The 1229-nt window shown below is 35.8% G+C and carries 1 protein-coding gene; it reads left to right on the plus strand.

The window, feature by feature from the left end; genetic code table 11:
- The first annotated feature begins 229 nt into the window (after positions 1 to 229).
- On the plus strand, positions 230 to 1189 hold the full coding sequence (locus tag CXF78_RS00995) for an amino acid ABC transporter substrate-binding protein (RefSeq protein ID WP_123884173.1): 960 nt from the start codon (positions 230 to 232) through the stop codon (positions 1187 to 1189).
- Positions 1190 to 1229: the final 40 nt, after the last annotated feature.

Consider the following 1229-nt stretch of genomic DNA (forward strand, 5'->3'; position numbering starts at 1 on the left):
TTCTTACTTCAAAACTGACTACACGGTAAGGTTAAAATCGTTTATCTTTGAATTAACATGTTGATAAGGTGATAACCGTTTGCATTTTTTCCCCTTGCCCTACAAACTCTGATCTCACCTTAATCGGATTACTGTAACCCTAAATCGAAATCATAATTTTTTAAGTTCGTAAAACAATAAGTTCCGTGAAACAAACTGAGATATCGTTATTCTCAATTAAGGAGCAATAATGGGATTTTTACTACTTTTCTCAATGAGTGTTATCAATTACTGTTTGAAGCGCCTTCTAATCGCGACAGGAATGTTCTCTTTCATGCTTTCTACTATCGGATTAGTTGCCATCGCGCTGGCGGCAACTAATCACGCCCATGCTGAGGTCATTGATATTGTACGTTTTCATCAACCGCACCCTAAGGAAGATCTGCGCTACCTTTATACTACTGAATTAATAGAGCTCTCATTAAAGAAAACCCAACCGCTTTATGGGGATTATCGTATCCAGCAATCTCATAACCCCATGGCGAGGGATCGTGTTTTAAGGCAGCTAATCAAAGGGCAAACAATTAATGCTTTTGTAGCCGCAACCAATTCAGAATGGGAAAGTAAAACTATTCCTATTCGTATTCCAATTTTCAAAGGTTTGCTTAGTTATCGTTTATTATTAATTAATGCCAAAGATCAATATAAGTTTAATAAAATTATCGATGCAGAGCAGCTTAAGCAGCTACAAGCCGGACTCAAACCACAGTGGACAACCACTTTGTTAATGCAAGCCAACAACTTCCCCATTGTCAAAGGAAATACCTATAAGGGCCTATTTGCTATGCTCAGTCGTGGTAGATTTGATTATTTCCCACGTGGAATCAATGAAATATTTGTTGAATTTGATAAAAATCATGATCAATTTCCCAATATTGTCATTGAAGCAAACTTGGTGATTTATTTACCATCGCCATCTTATCTATTTATTAGCCAAACTCATCCGAGGCTTGCAGATCGTATTTCGACCGGACTGGAAATGATGGTAATTGATGGTAGTTTTGATGAGATTTTTTATCGCTATCATAGTGAAAATATTAAAAAAGCAAAACTAGAAAATAGACGAGTTATCAACATAGAAAATACTTGGCTTCCTCCTTTAACACCTTTATCTAACAAATCATTATGGTACCAACCTGATTTCAAATAATGGTATTAAGCTCATTTATAAACTGAGCTTAATACCATTA

Source organism: Shewanella sp. 11B5 (assembly GCF_002836795.1).
GTDB classification, from domain to species: Bacteria; Pseudomonadota; Gammaproteobacteria; order Enterobacterales; family Shewanellaceae; genus Shewanella; species Shewanella frigidimarina.